This window comes from Trichocoleus sp. FACHB-46 (genome assembly GCF_014695385.1).
GTDB lineage: Bacteria > Cyanobacteriota > Cyanobacteriia > FACHB-46 > FACHB-46 > Trichocoleus.
Genome location: NZ_JACJOD010000008.1, coordinates 1 through 17,457 on the forward strand (window position 1 = coordinate 1; position 17,457 = coordinate 17,457).

General features: G+C 49.1%; 16 protein-coding genes, 1 tRNA gene and 1 rRNA gene. 9 read left to right on the forward strand and 9 right to left on the reverse strand.

The window, feature by feature from the left end; genetic code table 11:
• From rrf to H6F72_RS04800, 6 genes are all read left to right on the forward strand, one after another.
• Positions 1–113, forward strand: a 5S ribosomal RNA gene (gene rrf / locus H6F72_RS04775); the annotation flags it as partial.
• Between the two features lie 212 nt (positions 114–325).
• A complete protein-coding gene (gene modA / locus H6F72_RS04780; RefSeq protein WP_190432351.1) occupies positions 326–1,141 on the forward strand; it encodes a molybdate ABC transporter substrate-binding protein in 816 nt (271 codons plus the stop codon).
• Positions 1,142–1,174: 33 nt separating this feature from the next.
• Positions 1,175–3,040: a molybdate ABC transporter permease subunit gene (gene modB / locus H6F72_RS04785; protein WP_190432353.1), complete on the forward strand. Its 1,866-nt coding sequence runs from the start codon at positions 1,175–1,177 to the stop codon at positions 3,038–3,040.
• A 98-nt stretch (positions 3,041–3,138) separates the two neighbouring features.
• Positions 3,139–3,705: a hypothetical protein gene (locus H6F72_RS04790; protein ID WP_190432354.1), complete on the forward strand. Its 567-nt coding sequence runs from the start codon at positions 3,139–3,141 to the stop codon at positions 3,703–3,705.
• Complete coding sequence (locus H6F72_RS04795) at positions 3,705–4,094, forward strand: DUF2358 domain-containing protein (RefSeq protein ID WP_190432355.1); 390 nt, start codon at positions 3,705–3,707, stop codon at positions 4,092–4,094. Before H6F72_RS04790 ends, H6F72_RS04795 begins: the two co-directional genes overlap by 1 nt.
• A gap of 244 nt (positions 4,095–4,338) precedes the next feature.
• Positions 4,339–6,198 (forward strand): polysaccharide deacetylase family protein, encoded by a 1,860-nt coding sequence (locus H6F72_RS04800; protein WP_190432356.1) that lies wholly within the window; start codon positions 4,339–4,341, stop codon positions 6,196–6,198.
• Positions 6,199–6,297: 99 nt separating this feature from the next.
• Here H6F72_RS04800 and fba read toward each other — a convergent pair whose 3' ends face one another.
• The 4 genes from fba to H6F72_RS04820 all read right to left on the reverse strand — a co-directional run bounded on the left by fba (position 6,298) and on the right by H6F72_RS04820 (position 11,556).
• Positions 6,298–7,377 carry a class II fructose-bisphosphate aldolase gene (fba, locus tag H6F72_RS04805; protein ID WP_190432357.1) on the reverse strand — a complete coding sequence of 360 codons (1,080 nt, stop codon included), beginning with the start codon at positions 7,375–7,377 and terminating at the stop codon, positions 6,298–6,300.
• A gap of 164 nt (positions 7,378–7,541) precedes the next feature.
• Positions 7,542–7,613: transfer RNA gene (locus H6F72_RS04810), tRNA-Lys, on the reverse strand.
• Between the two features lie 138 nt (positions 7,614–7,751).
• A complete protein-coding gene (locus tag H6F72_RS04815) occupies positions 7,752–8,621 on the reverse strand; it encodes an aldose epimerase (RefSeq protein ID WP_190432358.1) in 870 nt (289 codons plus the stop codon).
• Between the two features lie 49 nt (positions 8,622–8,670).
• Positions 8,671–11,556 (reverse strand): CapA family protein, encoded by a 2,886-nt coding sequence (locus H6F72_RS04820; RefSeq protein ID WP_190432360.1) that lies wholly within the window; start codon positions 11,554–11,556, stop codon positions 8,671–8,673.
• Positions 11,557–11,902: 346 nt separating this feature from the next.
• On the opposite strand from H6F72_RS04820, the gene H6F72_RS04825 reads away from it, so the two are divergent.
• A complete protein-coding gene (locus H6F72_RS04825; protein WP_190432362.1) occupies positions 11,903–12,127 on the forward strand; it encodes a hypothetical protein in 225 nt (74 codons plus the stop codon).
• 237 nt (positions 12,128–12,364) lie between these two features.
• Here H6F72_RS04825 and H6F72_RS04830 read toward each other — a convergent pair whose 3' ends face one another.
• The 3 genes from H6F72_RS04830 to H6F72_RS04840 all read right to left on the reverse strand — a co-directional run bounded on the left by H6F72_RS04830 (position 12,365) and on the right by H6F72_RS04840 (position 14,907).
• Positions 12,365–13,903, reverse strand: a complete 1,539-nt coding sequence (locus H6F72_RS04830; RefSeq protein ID WP_190432364.1) for an AAA family ATPase — start codon at positions 13,901–13,903, stop codon at positions 12,365–12,367.
• Positions 13,896–14,336 (reverse strand): VOC family protein, encoded by a 441-nt coding sequence (locus H6F72_RS04835; protein ID WP_190432366.1) that lies wholly within the window; start codon positions 14,334–14,336, stop codon positions 13,896–13,898. The genes H6F72_RS04830 and H6F72_RS04835 overlap by 8 nt, the downstream gene beginning before the upstream one ends.
• 61 nt (positions 14,337–14,397) lie before the next feature.
• Complete coding sequence (locus H6F72_RS04840; RefSeq protein WP_190432368.1) at positions 14,398–14,907, reverse strand: TIGR02652 family protein; 510 nt, start codon at positions 14,905–14,907, stop codon at positions 14,398–14,400.
• Between the two features lie 116 nt (positions 14,908–15,023).
• Between H6F72_RS04840 and H6F72_RS04845 the strand changes: the two genes are divergently transcribed.
• Both H6F72_RS04845 and H6F72_RS04850 read left to right on the forward strand, forming a co-directional pair.
• Positions 15,024–15,581, forward strand: a complete 558-nt coding sequence (locus H6F72_RS04845) for a gamma carbonic anhydrase family protein (RefSeq protein WP_190432370.1) — start codon at positions 15,024–15,026, stop codon at positions 15,579–15,581.
• 154 nt (positions 15,582–15,735) lie between these two features.
• Positions 15,736–15,855 carry a photosystem II protein Y gene (locus tag H6F72_RS04850; RefSeq protein ID WP_190432371.1) on the forward strand — a complete coding sequence of 40 codons (120 nt, stop codon included), beginning with the start codon at positions 15,736–15,738 and terminating at the stop codon, positions 15,853–15,855.
• Positions 15,856–16,010: 155 nt separating this feature from the next.
• Here the strand turns inward: H6F72_RS04850 and H6F72_RS04855 are convergent, their stop codons facing one another.
• Both H6F72_RS04855 and H6F72_RS04860 read right to left on the reverse strand, forming a co-directional pair.
• Positions 16,011–16,769: a queuosine precursor transporter gene (locus H6F72_RS04855; RefSeq protein ID WP_190432373.1), complete on the reverse strand. Its 759-nt coding sequence runs from the start codon at positions 16,767–16,769 to the stop codon at positions 16,011–16,013.
• Between the two features lie 68 nt (positions 16,770–16,837).
• Positions 16,838–17,353, reverse strand: coding sequence for a hypothetical protein (locus H6F72_RS04860; RefSeq protein WP_190432375.1), 516 nt, complete (start codon positions 17,351–17,353; stop codon positions 16,838–16,840).
• Between the last annotated feature and the right edge of the window lie 104 nt (positions 17,354–17,457).

Here is a 17,457-nt window from a genome sequence, read left to right on the forward strand (position 1 = left end):
GTGTTCATGGCACGGTGGAACCACACTGACCCATCCCGAACTCAGAGGTGAAACGCTGTAGCGGCGACGATACTTTGGGGGCAGCCCCACGGGACAATAGCTCGATGCCAGGGCAATAATCAAAAACAGAAAAGAGAGAGAGGAGTGCCTAGGCACTCCTCTCTCTTTTCTGTGTTTTTCGGGCATATTATCCCTGATTTGCACGTTTTTTCTCTCTGTAGACGGTTATTTCGAATCTCCTAGTTCGAACTATTTGTTTTCCAGTACCGAGATAAATACTGCAATTGTGATATGGTGCTTCAATTAAAAGCTTTTCATAAGTTGCATGAGATTTTTTGCTCTTGCCAGAGTAGGTCTTTTGATCGCTGGATTTGCTTTAACGATCGCTGGTTGTAATTTTGTTAACTCAAGCTCTGAGTCTTCAACCTCAACAGTTAGAAAGCAATCAGCTACTTTGACAATATCAGCGGCGGCTAGCCTTACTAATGTAATGGAAGAAGTAAGGTCGCTTTGGCAGCAAGAAAACTCGGAAAGTTTTTTAACTTTTAACTTCGGCTCCTCCGGAGCCTTGCAGGCTCAGATTGAGCAAGGTGCTCCTGTCGATATTTTTGTATCTGCTGCAACCAAGCAGATGGATGTTTTGCAGAAGCAAGGATTGCTACTAACCAGTACTCGAAAAAAATTTTTAACGAATCAAGTGGTCTTGATTGAGCCGAAAAATGTGTCGGTTTTGAAAGATTTCAGCGACCTCAAAAATAGAAGTGTTAAACGTTTAGCGATCGCAGATCCGGAGAGTGTACCAGCTGGCATGTATGCCCAAGAAGTTTTGACCTGGCTGGGGATTCTTGAATTAGTTAAACCAAAATTAGTTTTAGCGAAAGATGTAAGACAAGTTTTGAGCTATGTAGAAACGGCGAATGTAGATGCTGGAATAGTTTACTTGACAGATGCTAAAACGTCGAGACAAGTTAGGATCGTAGCGATCGCGCCTGAACAGTCTCATTCTGCCGTTAGTTATTCTGTAGCAGTGCTAGAAGATAGCAAAAATGTAACTGCTGCTCAAGAATTTGTACAGTTTTTATCCAGTCCACAGGCTAAAGCTGTATTTCAAAAGCATGGATTTGGCATTGCCAGCAATTGATGTTTTTATTGCAGGAGATAAAGGCATCATGACATGGCGTTTGACTGGTCTCCTCTGGAGATTTCTCTAAAGACTGCTGCTGCGGCTACTATGATTGCTGGTTGCTTGGGGACAGTAGTAGCCCGTTGGATGTTTAGTTACCCAGGCAGGGCAAAACCCTGGTTTGATGGTGTACTGACGCTGCCTTTGGTTTTACCACCTACTGTCGTTGGTTTCTTGTTGCTGTTGCTATTTGGTAAGCATGGGCCGATAGGGCAAGTTCTGCAACCTCTGGGTTTGAACGTGATTTTTTCCTGGTCTGCCACTGTAATTGCGGCTACTGTGGTCTCGTTTCCTTTGATGTACCGAACCGCACTGGGGGCTTTCGAGCAAATTGATTCTGATCTGATTCAAGCAGCGCAAACTCTTGGGGCTTCAGAGTGGAGGATCTTTTGGCGGGTACTATTGCCTTTGGCTTGGCCAGGCATGATAGCGGGCAGCATTTTGACCTTTGCACGCGCGCTAGGAGAGTTCGGTGCCACTTTGATGTTGGCAGGCAACATTCCTGGAGAAACTCAAACGATTCCTACCGCTATTTTCTTTGCAGTCGAGCAAGGGAACAGGTCTCAGGCTCTAGTTTGGGTAGTAGTGGTGGTAGCGATCGCGCTAGTGACCATTGCTAACCTAAATTACTGGTCTCACTATCGGCATCGGTTCAGGCAACAGCAAACAGTCCAACCGCAAGGGCATTCCGCCAACATAACTACTCATTTGGTCAGGGGTGCTACACGACCCACTGTAGAAGCAAAAACTGCATCCTTGAAACCGGAACTAGCGATCGCTATCTCCAAGCAGTTAGCTAACTTCTCGCTCAAAGTTAGCTGTACAGCTGATCAAAAACCACTAGGACTCTTAGGAGCTTCAGGTTCTGGCAAGAGCTTGACTCTGCGCTGTATTGCTGGGCTAGAGACGCCATCGAGTGGGCGTATTGTATTGAATGGCCGAGTGTTATTTGACTTAGAGCGGGGCATTAATCTTCCTAGTCGGCAGCGGCAGGTTGGCTTTCTATTCCAAAATTACGCGCTTTTTCCTCACCTGACAGTTCAACAAAATATCGCCTTTGGGCTCTATACGTTGCCTGCAAGCGAACGTGCGGATAGAGTGGCTCGGCTGCTCAGTGTGATGCAACTACAAGGGTTAGAACGCCGATATCCGCAGCAACTGTCGGGAGGTCAGCAGCAGCGAGTCGCCTTGGCTAGAGCCTTGGCAATCGAACCGCAAATTTTGCTTTTAGATGAGCCTTTCTCGGCGTTGGATACTCACCTGCGCAGTCAACTAGAGAAGCACTTGCAGGAGATTTTAGCGAGTTATCCAGGGATTACTTTGTTTGTAACCCACAACTTAGAAGAAGCTTACCGGATTTGCCAAAACCTAATGATCCTGGCTGCTGGGCAGGTTGTAGCTTCTGGCCCTAAAGCAGAAGTCGTGGAACGGCCAACTGAATTTGTGGTGGCTCAGCTAACGGGTTGCAAAAACTTTTCCCAGGCAGAAATAGTTGAGACACAACTGATTCGAGCCGTCGATTGGAATTGCCTCCTGAGGGTTGTGGAGCCGATTCCCGCTGACTTATCTCTGGTTGGTATCCGAGCTCATCACATTATATTTACCAGCGCTCCCGAGCGGAACAATTCCGCGATCGCTCCGGGCAGCAGTAACACTTTCCCTTGTTGGTTAGTTCAAACCAGTGAAACGCTACACCGAACGACGCTCTACTTGAAGCTGCATGCCGCTCCCAGCGATGACCAGGACTATCATTTACAAGCAGAGGTGTTCAAAGAAAAATGGTCTTTACTTAAAGAGCAACCCTTGCCTTGGTACATCCATTTAGACCCTTTGCGACTATTTTTAATGACGGGGTAAGCCGCATTAGTTACAACATGGAGGCAATGTGTAACGGTTGTGCCATCGCTAATTGGAGCGTCATGATGATGCTACAGCCCTAAATTCCGCGCTCTACAATGACTCCTGACGAAATAACCAATGCCTTAACGAACTTGTTTGGCGCTTTAGCTCAAAGGTTAGAGCCAGAAGCCTGGCAAGTCGAAACCACAAACTTCCGCCTCCTAGTTTTGCTGTCCGAAGACCACACTTGGTTAAGAGTGCTCTTGCCGATCGCCCCTGCTCAAGAAGCGCAAGCTTTTATGCCACAACTGCTAGAAGCTAATTTTGATGCCACTCAAGAAACCCGTTATGCCCTGCACCAAGATGTTTTGTGGGGGGTGTTTCAGCATCGTCTAGAAAGTTTAGCGATCGCAGACCTAACAGCAGCGATTCAGCGTTTGCAGTCCCTACATGAACAAGGTTTAGCCAAACCTTTCAATGACCTAGTAGAAGTCCAAATTCGCCAAATTATTCATGTCGCCAAACTCCAAGGACAGTCATTAGAAGCGACTCTGCAAACGTTAAATCGTTTCTATGAGGAAGGATTAATGGGAGATTTGGAGCAGGGAGCTAGTAGCCGCGAAGAAGTACTCGCAGCTTGGAAGCGTCAATTAGAGCGTTTGTGGCCTGAGGTCGAGTCTTAATGGATATTGTGCAGGTTCTACGTGAGGACTATGAGCGGTTTCCTGTGAACCAAACCTATAGCATCTATGCAGAAAAAGTCTTTTTTCAAGATCCGCTCAATCGTTTTCAAGGGGTAGAACGCTACAAGCAAATGATTGCTTTTCTAGAGCGATGGTTTGCGGACCTCAAAATGGATCTGCATGATATTCAGCAGAACGGCAACTCGATTAGAACCGAGTGGACGCTGAAGTGGCGATCGCCCCTACCTTGGCAACCCAGGATTGCCATTACAGGTTGGAGTGAGTTGCAACTTGATGCCACCGGGTTAATTGGGTCCCATGTGGATCATTGGCATTGCTCCCGCTGGGATGTTTTAAGGCAGCATTTCTGGACAAGAGATGAAGGATGAATATGTGCTTTTAGCACCTCGATAGAGCAGCGTGAAGTTAGGGTTTTACCCGGATTTTTGGGGCAGGCAGAGTAGTGTCTAATTAAGGTTTAGCGAACACAACCTGCTAGGAACAACCTTGGAAACGGTTGGTCTAAGAATTGCAGTGGCAGAGCTGGGATCTGCCTTTTGTGTGATTTGTAACACCTGACAAATCTTTTGGTATCGGTTACATCTAGCCACAGTGCCTTTGTCCTGCAAAAATATGACGTTGATTTGCCGGGAGCATCACCTGGGCTCTCAAGCTGCCAAAAATTTCTCTCACGGGCTCGGAATTATTAACTTTCGCCTCGGTTTCGCTGTTGGTCTGCCCTTAGGATTGATAGCGCTGCTGTGGTCCCATTCAGCGATCGCGCAGGACTTGAGCCATTCTCCACAATCGCTAGCGTCTGGGGCAGGATTGTTAGCGCTTAACTCTAGAGAAGCACAATCATCTGAGCCAGTTTGTCAAACCGATGACAATCTCAGAACGTCAACTCAGCTAACTACTTGGATGGGGAATTTGGTTAAGGCCTCCACCTGGGTTGGTGATCCGGAAGTTGGTTTAAGTCATTTAATTCAGGGCTTAGGACCGCAACTGGTAAGCTATCTCAATCCTAGCCCTTGGCCACAGATTAGCGATCGCGCTCAACAGGCCAGAGTCCCCGTGATTATGTATCACGATATTCTGCTAGAAAAGCAAGTTTTCTTTGATGTCACCCCTGAGGAGTTTGAGCAACACCTGCAACTGATTCAAGAGCGTGGGCTAACTCCGATTAGTCTCGATCAGCTAACCACGCATCTACGAACTGGGTTGCCTTTACCAGAAAAGCCTATCTTATTAACCTTCGATGATGGCTACAAGGGACAGTATGAACACGTTTACCCCTTACTCAAAAAATACGGCTACCCAGCAGTATTCTCTATCTATACTGCCAAGGTTGGTAAAAAGCTGGGGCGCTCTAGCCTGAATTGGGAAGAGTTGCGACAAATGGCTGCCGATCCCTTAGTCACGATCGCGGCTCATAGTGTGACTCATCCGCCAGATCTCACCAAACTCACAGATGATCATTTGGCCACTGAGGTAGCAGAGTCGAAACGGCTTTTAGAAGCTGAATTAGACATGCCAATTCGGTACTTCACCTACCCAGAAGGAAAGTACAATGCCCGAGTCGCTAAAGTGGTTCAGGAGGCGGGCTATTTAGCCGCATTCACAATGGATGATGTGGATGAGCGCTTTGCAGGTGAGTCGGAGAGCTTGTTGGCGATCGCTCGCTTTGGACAGTCTCGGCTCCCTGATATCGTAGATCAAGCTTGGGGTGGATCTCCCTTGCCTAGTTGGAATCTGGGCTTTGATTTTTCTGCGCCAGTGCAACTCACCGAAACAACAATTGACGAGACACCTTTCCGGTTAATTTCCGGGGGTAAACCGATCACGATTCATGCCAAGAGTCGTTACCAGGTTCAAGAAATTCTAGAAGGAACTCAGGCGATCGCAGCGGTGGATGGGGGTTTCTTCTCGCTCAAGTACTTGGACTCCAACGTGATGATTGGCCCTGTCATGAGTCAAAGCAGCGGGCGGTTTGTGCCAGGCAATCACAGCGACAATCCGAGGCTGAAGGGACGACCACTAGTGGTAATGAGTCCCCAAGCCACTAAGTTTATTCCTTTTAACCCAGACAAGCACAACAGCCTAGAGGGTGTGCAAGCGGAATTGCCAGGAGTCACCGATGCTTTTGTAGCTGCGGCTTGGCTGGTGAAGGATAGCCAACCCCAACCTGCCAGTGCTTTCGGTAGCTTGTTTGATTTTGATGCCGTACGTCATCGCGCTTTTTGGGGCATTAATCAAGCGGGGCAGCCTACGATTGGGGTTTCGGTAGAGCCAATTGATTCGGTTTCTTTGGGAATTGCTTTAGCGAAAGCGGGTTTTCGTGATGCAGTGATGCTGGACTCTGGTGCTAGCACTTCACTAGCTTACAAAGGTGAATCACTGGTAGGGTATATTCCTCGCCCTGTGCCTCATGTGGTTGCACTCGTACCCTCTGACGCAGAAGCTAAAGCAGCTTGTACACTGGCATCTCGATAGGGCGATCGCTGTTGATGAGATTCCCGGGTTAAAGCCAATAAGAAAGCTGAGTAGTTTTTACGCTACCCAGCTTTTTTAGTTAGAAGCAGAACCTGTTAATTAAACAGTGACAGCTTTCTTGGTAGCGCCACCCAGTTCGCCTTTGGCATACTTAGCCGCAAAATCATCCAGAGAAACAGGCTTGATCTTGCTAGCTTGACCCGCAGCACTAAAGGCTTGATAGCGCTCAGCACAAACGTTTTGCATGTACTTGATAGAAGGCTTGAGGAAGTGGCGAGGATCGAATTCCTCAGGCTTAGAAGCTAGTGCTTCACGGACCGCAGCAGTGATCGCCAAACGGTTGTCGGTGTCGATGTTGACTTTACGCACACCGCTCTTGATACCCTTTTGAATTTCTTCAAGGGGTACACCGTAAGTTTCAGGAATTTTACCGCCGTACTGGTTGATTAGCGCAATCAGATCTTCAGGTACGGAGGAGGAACCGTGCATTACCAAGTGGGTGTTGGGCAAGCGACGGTGGATTTCTTCGATGCGGCTGATGGCGAGGATTTCACCAGTAGGCTTGCGGGTGAATTTGTAAGCACCGTGGCTGGTCCCGATCGCAACTGCGAGGGCATCAACGCCAGTTTGCTCCACGAAGTCTACTGCTTCATCGGGGTCGGTCAAGAGTTGGTCATGGGAGAGGGTGCCCTCAAAACCGTGTCCATCCTCTTTGTCACCTTGGCCCGTTTCCAGAGAGCCGAGGCAACCCAATTCACCTTCAACGCTGACGCCGATTGCGTGAGCAACTTCTACCACTCGGCGAGTTACTTCAACGTTGTACTCATAGCTGGAAGGGGTTTTAGCATCCGCTTCCAGAGAGCCGTCCATCATGACGCTGGTAAAACCATGACTCATGGCTGAGTAGCAAGTCGCAGGGCTATTGCCATGATCCTGGTGCATTGCGATAGGAATATCAGGATAGGTCTCTACCGCAGCCAAAATCAGGTGGCGTAGGAAAGCTTCTCCAGCATATTTACGAGCGCCACGAGAGGCTTGCAAAATCACAGGGCTATCGGTTTCATGGGCAGCCTGCATGATGGCTTGAATCTGCTCCATGTTGTTAACGTTGTAGGCGGGAATGCCGTAACCGTTTTCAGCCGCATGATCCAACAACAGCCGCATGGGTACGAGCGCCATAGAGAGTCCTCCTAATTACTTCGTCGTTAGCTAGCTAGTTTTAGACGAGCTCAATTCTTACGTTAATCTTAAGATACTTTGTGCTTGTAAATAGAGGAAGTATTTCAAGATTCAGCTTGAACCCTTTTTACTAAGTCTATAAGATTTGTTTATTTTTCTTTTTATGGGTCGCCCGGGACTCGAACCCGGAACAAATCGGTTAAAAGCCGAGTACTCTACCATTGAGTTAGCGACCCGTTCAGTTGCGCCTGTCTCAGCGCCGTTTACAACAATAACACACCCCTTCTAAATTTAGAAGATATTTATCAAGAAAAACGTAAATTTCTTCAGATTGTTTTTAGATTGCCTGCCTAGTTTGAGATTCAGCGCTGAAACTACAGAAATTTGGCCGTGAGTTGAACCGCTGTATCTAAACTCGCGCCGGGGGCCAAGTGGGTCAGCCGATCGCCCGTATTCAGGGCATTGCGTCCCGCAGTCCAAGGTTCTAGGCAATAAAACTCTTTACCTTTCACCGTCCAAAAGACCACGGTGGAGTAGGGTAACTCATAGCTGAGCGTCAAATGCACCCCCTGGCTGCGATCGCTGACGGTGGCTGAGCGACGCGAGAGCTCCCGGAACGCCACATCAATTTCATCGCGCTCAAAATCGAATTGGTTACTGAAAGATTCGACGGCTTGCGATCGCTGATCGAGTAAGTCTGTGGCAGGAATATCGAACTGGAGCTGAGTTTTATCTGAGGTTACAAAGTAGGGATGTAGCCCCACCGAGAAAGGCATTGGCTCATTAGAGCGATTCTCAAACCGCTGATGAATCTCTAAGGTATGCCCTTGCAATTTGTAGGTGAAGGCGACTCGAAACTGGAAGGGATACACCGCCAAGGTTTGCTCATTGCTCTCTAACGCCAAAGTCAGGCTGGCTAAATCTTGCGTTTCCTGTTCCGTTACTTGCCAAGGTAAATCACGGGCAAAGCCATGCTGCTTCAGAGTGTAGGTTTGGCCGTTGTGGTTGTAAGTATTGTTGGGCAGATTGCCGCAAATCGGAAACAAGATCGGGATGCCGCCCCGCACAGTTAGTTCGGGATTGGCGAATCGTTCAGCATCTAGATACAGCAGCTCTTGGCCTTGCACTTGCCAACTGGTAACAATACCGCCCCGCTCAGGCACTATTTCTAAGCGAGAGTTGGTGGCTTGGTCAGAGAGTAGATAGGTTTTGTATTGCCGCTGTTCAGTTGCGATCGCAAACACAGTGATTGACTCCTTGGGTTGGAATGAGATCTCGCTCAGCTCTGCAAAGCTACTCTAAGCGCCCCGCAAATGGGGTGGCTAGAGGCGTTTCTGGTTGCTGATGGCGACTTGCTGCTGTTGATAGAACTGGAGATGGAGCAGCAGTAGAAGTAGAGAGGGCGAGCGGCGGAGCTTGATGTTCTAGGAGAGCAATGTGCTCGCGCGGATGCTGTTTAGGATGTGAGGGTGGCTCGAATGGTTTTGGCTCAGATGGTTCAGCCTGAGGCAATACAGGTTCCGGGGAAGAATTTCCTTGCTGCGAATCTGGCGCTACGGTTGGAGCAGTTGGAACTGTCTCAGCAGGATTGGTAATGAACGGCTCTAAGCGATCGCTGGGTGCAGTCGTGGGCGCAATTGATGGCTCAGCTTCCAGGGGTGTGGAATCTTCTGGAGAGGTGGTGAAGGGCTCTAGATTGTTATTAGGCGGAGCCGATGGAAGTCTGGGTTCCACGTTTTCAGGAATAGAGGTATCGTCCGCAGGTGCCTCTACAGGATCAGTAAAGGGTTCTAAACCCTCGTTTAGGGTTGGACTAGGTGCGGGTGTCTGATTCAGAGGACTAGAAGTATCACCGTTTAATGGTTGAGAAGTATCACCCTCTAGGGGCGACGACTCAAAGGGTTCAGTGCTGTTTTCAGGCTTTGTAAAGGGTTCTGCCTCGGGTTGAGAGTTGAGAGGAGCACCAGGGTCAGGAGATGTATCATCGCTAGGGACAAGCTCGTCAGGCGGTTCTGATGGGTCTGGTGTCAGCGGTTGCCAATAATCATCTGGTTCCTGACGGTGTGGGTAAGTATAGCCACTCTCAGGCTCAGAGTTCAGCTCTGATGGCTCAGATTCGGTCGGTTCAAGCTCCGCTGGCGCAGATTCAGATGGTTCCGAATCTAGGGATGGGTTGGACCTGTCTGGCTTGAAAGCATCTGGCTCGAAAGCATCTGGCTCAAAAGGCTCAGGCGTAGTGGAGCCATCAGGCCAAGCATCGGTTGGGTCTGGAGAGGGGGCAGCAGTCGGTTGAGAGGGTAAAGATTGCCAGTTGTCGGCGGGTTCTGGGTTAGAGAAGCTAGGGCTTGGCTCTGAATCGGGGAAAGCAGGAGCGCTATTACTGGGTGCAGTATCGGGTGCGAAAGGTTGTGAGTTGAGTGGAGTAGCAGGGTCGTTGGATCGCTCATCTGGTGAAGCAGGTAGGTCGTCAGGAGCTGAGTCTGGTGTAGTAATAAAGGAGTCAGGTGACGTTGTCTCAGGTGTAGATTGTGGCGACGGAGCAACATTCGTCGCATCTGGGTTGAGAGATGGTTCCCTGAAAACCTCTGACTCCCCTGGCTCAACCACTTCAGAACTACGGGCATCAAGAATAACGGAGGATGGCATCGGTTGAGCAAAGAGGCTCGATCGCTCACGAATTTGATTGAGGATTTGCTCACCGCGATCGCCAGACACAATGCGGGGTTGATACTGCGTCACCTCAACTGGCAAAAATTCCACCTTCATTTGCTTGTCCCGCAAGGCAACTTTTAGCACCGCTGTATCGTAGTCGCTGCGGGAATTGCCGCCAAAAATGAAGTTGCCTAGAGAATAGACAATTGGTCGTCCCTTATAAATTTCCGCTCCTTGCAGGACATGGGGATGGTGCCCCACAACCAGATCAGCTCCTTTATCAATGGTGTGGTGTGCTAGCTGAATCTGCATATCTACGGGATACTCAGCTAATTCCTCGCCCCAATGGTAATTTACAACGATCCAATCAACCTGCTTACGAATAGCTCGAATATCCTCGGCGATGCGATCGTTGCGAGTGGGATTGGTGCCAGCAACATCTATATCTGCCGCATGAAGGTCTGCATCGTAATAGCCGAGATAAGCAATGCGCTGTCCCTTCACTTCTAAGATTTCTGGACGACGAGCTTCCTTAATGTCTCGACCCGCCCCAATGTGATGAATGCCCGCCTGCTCTAGCGTTTCTAGCGTTTCTATCAACCCGGATGCTTCGTAGTCCATCGCGTGATTGTTAGCCAGAGTCACAATGTCGATGCCGCCATCCGTTAATACTTCTACCGACTCTGGGTCAGCCTTGAAGTTAAATTGCTTATCTGGCAGTGGTGAGGTGGCGCGGGTTAAAGGATTTTCGAGATTCACCATCGCTACGTCTGCTTGGCGATACTCCTTCATGTCGGCGAAGGCCCAGTTGTAGTCTTGACCAACTAAATCCTCGAAGGCATCAGATAGGGTGACATCCCCCCCAAACATCAAGGTGACGGCTGGGTCATCAGGATTGAGTAGGTTTTGGTGCTGCACCACTGGAACTGTCTCTAAGGCAGCACGGATCGCATTCGGTCGGTTGGGTTCAGACCTCGTGAGTGTGGTTTCGGGGGTGCGACCGTTGGCAGAGGCGATCGTTGGCTCTGTAGGAGTTTCGTTGTAGCTGAGCAGACAACCCAAGACAAACGCTGCTACGGCAGAACCACTGAGCAAGAGAGAACGAGCTAGCTTCAGATAAACACGCTGATCTAGCAGTTGTTTGACAGATATGGATTGAGTCGCTTGAGGGCGGTTGGCGGGCTGACGGGGGCGCTTTTGGCGTCTGCTGGATGTGGCTAAGCGAACAGATTGCTGCCAGAGAGTTTGACTTTCATCTGCGAAGCGAGCCGCAATCCTGACTCCTTCGATAAAGTCTAAGTTGAGCTGGCAAAGACGATGGCAAATGAAGCGGACTAAGCGATCGCGCTCTGGAATGCGATCGAACTCGACGGTAATGTGTAGGCAATTAGAGCGAGTGGGTCGAATGGAGGCGTAGACCCCTTGAGGAACTAAGTAGCTATTCAGCCAATAGGCGATCGCTCGAACATTACCTTCTCGTGCTAACTCCAGCACGGAAGGTTGAGATACACGATTAGAATAAGCCATCCTCTTCACTCCTCAACATCAACTGCCACCGTTACTTCCCGTTGCACCCACAAATTGGCAGATGATTGACCCTATCTTATCGGCATTAAATCATTAATTACTCGGACGGGAAACCTATTTATAGCTTTAATCCAGAATAGTTAGCCCCCATAGAACATATGGTTCACGCTATTTTGGCTTCATAGATGCAGCCCGCACTTCCTAGTTAATGTTAGTTGTCAGTGATAGTAATCACAAGCTTATAACGTTTAGGGTCACAGGTTATAGTCGATCTCAATCAACTGTTAGAACTCGAAAGTACCTGATAGTAAGGGTGGCAGTAAAACAGTCAGGATAATTCGTAGCTATGATCCATACGCTCGTACAATCTGCTTTCCAGACAGGCTGTCTCAGCGTGGCATCTGAGGGGTTAATCCGCCAAGTATTGTCAATTGGAGGCTATAAAGCTGCCGATTTAGAGGTGTTAGAAAAGTTATACAGTGCCGTGGATGCTGGAGTCATTAAGCGAGAAGCTCCTGGAGCCGTTGAGATGCCATTGCAACGTCTGCGATCTGTGGCACAACGGAGATAACTCTCGACTGAGAGACGAGCTAGTAGGGAATAAAGTTTTAATTTGTGGCTAAAGTTAGGGTGAAAAAGGCTCTGGCTTAAGGAGTCATAAACCTAAAATTCATAGGATTAAACTGCTATTGGACAACTAAGCAATTCTAATTTTGATCTAAATCAAAACAGATTTCTATCCGATCTTGACCATAATCTTTCCCATGACCCAACAGACACCAAGCCCCTGATTTAGGGGCTTATTTTTTTAGTTACGAGTTTTCAGTTTTTGTTGCCTCTGTTCCCAAGCTCGTAGAATATGGGCCATCGTTACCTTAATCTCCAATGAATCTACGGCTGCGTAAAAAGTTGCAGCTTGGGCGATCGCGCAAATTTCACCTCCATTTAGAGGCAGCTTGTGAGCTAGAAACTCCCAATCAATGCTGGAGTCGAGGCCGATCGTACTGGGAAAAACTTGATGCCATAACTTCAAGCGATCGCCTGGCGTGGGGAGCGGGAATTCTAAAATTTGGTCAATTTCCTGTCGCCAGTGCCAACGCACCGATTGCAACAACGGCACGCTGAATAAGGTGATGCCTCGCTGCTGCTGACGTTGATGAATCAGTTGATGCAGGTCTGCGGTCGCTAATGCAGCAGAACGTCCCAGCCAGAGCGGTGCCGACTTGATTAGCAATACTGTTGGGCTGTGTTCATGAATTTCCTGAAGCAACCTGCGAAACTCGGCAGGCGGCACCAAGGCTAGGTCAGTCCAGAACAGAGAAGTTTTTAATTGTTGAGCGATCGCCGCTGCTGCCATTGTTTTGCCTGTGCCCGCCGCTCCTACCAAAATCGCCACGGTTCCAGGTAGCGGGGGAGGGGTAGAGCAGCTAGGTTGTAAATCGCTCCAAACTGCTTGCACCTCGGACCACAGCTCTACCCGTTGCCCTAAATGCTGCAAGGTTGCCAAAAGCGATCGCGGCAAAATCAGTTGCGTCCCGTCAGGTGTGGCTTTTTCTTCACGCAGGTAGCGGGGCAGGGGAAGGTGAGTATGAGGTACAGGGTGCAGCTGAGGAAGCTGAGCCGGTTGAACTAAAACCTCTAAAGTTTGCGGCTGGGGTTGCTCAGCCAATAAATAATTCACCAAGTCGTCACTCAACTTCAGCCGCCGAGTAAGTAAGGTTTCCTCGCCACAAGCCACCATTTGCAGCAAACCCTGCTGAATTAAGCTAGAGTTGGCAGTCAGGTAAGCCCGACCCGTTTGCCATTCCTGGTCATTACGACACAGCAACCGCAACACCAAATCGACGGTGGGTAAATCAGGGCAGCCACAGGTACTAGAAACCTCAACGGAAACTCGTGCTGCTGAGCTGGATTCGTGGCTTTGGAGATAGTTGTAGAGCTTAGCGTAGCGACGATTAATTTCTGGAGCCAAGCTAAACAGAACCAAGTTCTTTTCAAAGGCAGTGAGCTTGAGGCGATCGCGCAACTGCGGTAAACCTAGAGCCACACCCTGCTGCAAACTAGCCTGAATTCGCGCCTCCATCTGCTGCTGATAGCTGGTTGCAGTACCACTGCGATTGGTAGGGCGCGGACGAGTTTCATCATAACCAGCCGTACCGTCTAAGGCGACTAAGCCTTTCCACCAGTGACTTGTGGCTCGATCAGCCCGTGACTGCGCCACTCGGTCTACTGTTTTTTGCTCTTGGCGCTGTCGAGCGATCGCCACACTCAAGATGCGATCGAGCCAAGTCAGTTCTGCTTTCAGGTAAGCCCAGTTATTCTGAAATACCTCTGCTGGATCACTCATGATTCATCACCCGGATGAATTCGAGGGGTAAACCATCGGCATCAGCAATGAAAGCAACCTCATAAACGCGATCGCCAATCATTTGTTGGTTGGGTTCCAGTAGTACCTTCAGGGGTGAGATCTGCTCAGGTTGCGACTCAGCCGCCTCAGCAAATTTGGCTTGCAAATCTTCTAGCCACTTGGGCAAATCCGTAGTGGTATCGGTGAGGTCAAAGGAAAGGTGATAGTACCCGGTGTAGTGCTCGTCGTTAAAAGCATCAGCGACGGGACGCGGCTCTGGAATTTGGATCAATTCAATCCGTCCACTCAAGCCTGACATCCAGCAAGCCAACGTGTAGCCCGTGGTGAATCGTTCATTGACCACAAACCCTAACTGCTCGTAAAACGCGATCGCCCGATGGATATTGGCAGTCCGAATAGATGCGTGATGCATAGGTGATGAAGCTAAGCGCGTCGGGCCGTTAGCTAACGAATGGCTCACGGCTCAGGATGGATTACTCAAACAAACGAAAATAAGGATAACGAACCGGAGCACCTGGCTCTTTTTCTAAGTCGAAATTAATCACATCCCAGCAAGGGTCTTCTTCTGGGCTAGGACTAAACTCTACAGGCAGACCGTAAAGCCGAGGTTTGGCTGAATCTGTCTGACCCCGCCAGGGAGTGCTGCGTTCTAAATAAGCGCTAATTAAATCTTTATAGCGTTGGGCAATGATGACGCGAGTCGCCCGATAGCCTTGGGTGTAAAGCCGATCTAACGCTTCGTGGATTTCAAACCGAATGCCGTCTGGATGCGTATGCTGACGATACCATTCGTTGTTCCACTGCCTCCAGTGACGTCCTGACTGCAAGTGAACCAGTTCGCCTGTTTGTGGATCTGATTCAAAGGCACCGTGCCTCTGACACAAATAAGTATCTGTCAGGGTTAGAGCCGGAATGGTTTGGCGGCAGTGCGGGCACTGAATCTCCGGACCAAAAATTGGATACTGTAAGCCATGAGTCATCATGAAGTGCGGATCTGCATGGTGTTTCTGTGTCAGTGCCAGTTGTTTTATTATAACTAGGGAAGTTCTGCCCTCGATGTCAATTCTATGGGCATTCTGCTGATACTCTGGGCACAATTTTGAGTGATTTCAACCCATCTCCTCTAATTTCGGCTTCTTATTGGCCTGCACCGGATCTCTCTCAAGCTGCATTTGTGGCTCCGGGGGCGACGGTCATGGGTAATGTGGCGATCGCCGCTGGTGCCAGCATTTGGTTTGGTGCTGTGGTGCGGGCTGATGTCGAGCGCATTGAAATTGGCCTCTGTACCAATGTTCAAGATGGAGCCATATTACACGGTGATCCAGGTAAGCTCACCATCTTAGAAGACTACGTCACCATTGGACATCGAGCTGTAATCCATAGCGCTCATATTGAGCAAGGTTGCTTAATTGGCATCGGGGCGATCGTGCTGGATGGAGTGCGTGTAGGGGCAGGCAGCATTGTGGGGGCGGGTTCGGTCGTAACCAAAGATGTACCTCCGCGATCGCTTGTGGTGGGAGTTCCGGCGAAACGGTTGCGCGAACTCGCAGATGAAGAAGTAGCAGACTTAATTGAGCATGCCCGGCGTTACGAAAAGTTAGCCTTGGTGCATGCAGGCAAAGGCACCGATCTTGGCTTTACCCAGACGCACGCTTAAGCAGGCTTGTAGATGCCCTCAATCGATCGCTAAAAATAAGCCGAAAGCCTGAGAAATTGCGATCGCTGTGAAAAAGCGCCCGTTTGGATAAATAATACAATTATGAGAGCTATTCAAAAATCTTTAATCTCTGGTTAGAAGAGGAGATCGGGATATGGACTTGGATTATCGCGTGGTGGTGGTTTTGCTGCCAGTCATTTTGGCTGGAAGCTGGGCAGCGTTCAATATTGCCAAGGCTGCCTTGGCTCAAATTCAGGGGTTTCTGGCCAAGTAACCACACTATAGGGCTGAACTATTTCAGTTCACATGATGCAACAAACGACTGTAATCCTTTGCGGAAACACAGTCGTTTTTGTTTTGGCGCTATGAGTTTGAGGAGTACGAAGAGTGCGAGCAATGCGATCGCTGGATTTTTGTAGGGCTGTGGCTTTAATCGAGTTTTTGCTCGGTTGTTTCAGACCATGCCAGCGGGTTGAAGGAAGTGTCGTAGTCGTAGACATCAATGTGCTCAGTCTGCTTGAGGAAGTTCACCACTATGTAGGTTAAAGGGGTGGCGATCGCCTCGTAAGCCGTTTTGATCAGCCATTGCGTCACAATTGCTGAAACTATCTGGCTAGCTGCGATCGTGCCGACAAAGGCTACTGTGACGAAAATTAGCGAATCCAACCCCTGTCCAACAATTGTGGAACCAATGGTTCGCATCCAAAGCCATCTTCCCTGAGTCGCCACTTTCAACTTGGCTAACACGAAGGAATTGACAAATTCCCCCACCAAATAGGCTAGAAACGAAGCCAGCAGCAACCGAGGGGTATTGCCTAGAATGCGCTCGTAAGCCGCTTGTCCATCCCAAAACGGCGCAGGGGGAAGCTGTTGGCCAAGCCAAATGGCAAGCACGGCAATTAAGTTGCACAGAAACCCCAACCAGATTGCTAGACGAGCCTGCCGATACCCATACACTTCAGTGAGCACATCCCCACAGATGTAGCTAATCGGAAAAATCACGATCGCCGCAGTTACGACCTGGCCTTGCAGGCTCACCAGCTTGGTCGCGACAATGTTGGACACAATTAGGCAGGTTACGAATAGAACCACCACGAGCAAGAACCATCCAGAGTAGCGAGCTGAGGGAGGGGGCGATGCTGAGGGAGGGGGCGATGCTGAGGAGGAATTGCGAGAACGCTTCGGCATAGTGCTGTTGCTAGGGTTCTACCTGCAAAGCATTGTGGCACTGAATTGAGTGGATGACGAATGAACTGTTAACTGAGATCGTCAAATTTTTCTCCAAGCTCGGAAAATAGGGTTTTCAGTTCGTTAAATTGAGTTTTGAGCTGACGCTGCGTCGCAAAAATTCGCGCCTGCTGAACCCTTCTATAAGGGTTCAGCAGACTAGAGGACCGAGCCTTCTGGGCGAACTCCTCAGGTGCAACTTGAACTTGATAAATTTCACTTAATAATCTTGCTAAGGCTTCTGAAGTTGGCTTTCCCTGGTCTAATAAACTCTGAGCCAGAATCCGGGCTTGACTAAGCGTCAGCTTTTGCTGCCCAGCATATAATTCTTGATTTTCCTGATTGAGGTTGGACAACTCTTGGTTAGTATGGCTCAGCTCTTGCTCTAGCACTTGAGTTTCTTGATACGAATTTTCTAGTTGTTGTGTTAGAGACTCTATCTGCTCTTGTAATAACGCGATCGCATCTTGTAGCTTAGATTCAGCCTGTTCGTAAATAGCGTTAATTTCCTGCAATTTTCTCTGCTCGGAGGGCTGACTCAGCATAGCCGATAGTCCTTGCGCGTTTTTTGTTAGTGCACACCTCTTAACTAGAAGTTTAGAAGACAGCAAGATAGAGGCCAAAAAAATTCATCGAACCGGAGCGATTA

Excerpts from the sequence above, each read along its gene's own strand:
- modA (WP_190432351.1), top strand. The coding sequence starts at position 326 with ATGAGATTTTTTGCTCTTGCCAGAGTAGGTCTTTTGATCGCTGGATTT.
- modB (WP_190432353.1), top strand. The coding sequence starts at position 1,175 with ATGGCGTTTGACTGGTCTCCTCTGGAGATTTCTCTAAAGACTGCTGCT.
- H6F72_RS04790 (WP_190432354.1), top strand. The coding sequence starts at position 3,139 with ATGACTCCTGACGAAATAACCAATGCCTTAACGAACTTGTTTGGCGCT.
- H6F72_RS04795 (WP_190432355.1), top strand. The coding sequence starts at position 3,705 with ATGGATATTGTGCAGGTTCTACGTGAGGACTATGAGCGGTTTCCTGTG.
- H6F72_RS04800 (WP_190432356.1), top strand. The coding sequence starts at position 4,339 with ATGACGTTGATTTGCCGGGAGCATCACCTGGGCTCTCAAGCTGCCAAA.
- fba (WP_190432357.1), bottom strand. The coding sequence starts at position 7,377 with ATGGCGCTCGTACCCATGCGGCTGTTGTTGGATCATGCGGCTGAAAAC.
- H6F72_RS04820 (WP_190432360.1), bottom strand. The coding sequence starts at position 11,556 with ATGGCTTATTCTAATCGTGTATCTCAACCTTCCGTGCTGGAGTTAGCA.
- H6F72_RS04825 (WP_190432362.1), top strand. The coding sequence starts at position 11,903 with ATGATCCATACGCTCGTACAATCTGCTTTCCAGACAGGCTGTCTCAGC.
- H6F72_RS04830 (WP_190432364.1), bottom strand. The coding sequence starts at position 13,903 with ATGAGTGATCCAGCAGAGGTATTTCAGAATAACTGGGCTTACCTGAAA.
- H6F72_RS04835 (WP_190432366.1), bottom strand. The coding sequence starts at position 14,336 with ATGCATCACGCATCTATTCGGACTGCCAATATCCATCGGGCGATCGCG.
- H6F72_RS04840 (WP_190432368.1), bottom strand. The coding sequence starts at position 14,907 with ATGATGACTCATGGCTTACAGTATCCAATTTTTGGTCCGGAGATTCAG.
- H6F72_RS04850 (WP_190432371.1), top strand. The coding sequence starts at position 15,736 with ATGGACTTGGATTATCGCGTGGTGGTGGTTTTGCTGCCAGTCATTTTG.
- H6F72_RS04855 (WP_190432373.1), bottom strand. The coding sequence starts at position 16,769 with ATGCCGAAGCGTTCTCGCAATTCCTCCTCAGCATCGCCCCCTCCCTCA.
- H6F72_RS04860 (WP_190432375.1), bottom strand. The coding sequence starts at position 17,353 with ATGCTGAGTCAGCCCTCCGAGCAGAGAAAATTGCAGGAAATTAACGCT.